Below are 232 nucleotides of genomic sequence, written 5' to 3' on the forward strand. Positions count from 1 at the left end.
GATGCAAGACACCGAGGCAATGACGATGACATCGTCGCGCTCGAACAAGGAACTGGTCGCTGAGTGGCGCAGTTTGTCGATTTCATCATTGATGCTCGCGTCTTTTTCTATAAACGTATCTGACTGCGGCACGTAGGCCTCAGGTTGATAGTAATCATAATAGCTGACGAAATATTCCACGGCGTTATCGGGGAAAAATTCCTTGAATTCGCTATAGAGCTGCCCCGCCAAT

1 pseudogene is annotated in these 232 nt (G+C 48.3%); it reads right to left on the reverse strand.

The annotated features are described in order from the left end of the window. Window positions 1–232, reverse strand: a pseudogene (locus R0J92_RS27075) (excinuclease ABC subunit B); the annotation flags it as partial.

It is taken from the genome of Tritonibacter sp. SIMBA_163 (assembly GCF_046535935.1).
In the GTDB taxonomy this organism is placed as follows: Bacteria; Pseudomonadota; Alphaproteobacteria; order Rhodobacterales; family Rhodobacteraceae; genus Epibacterium; species Epibacterium scottomollicae.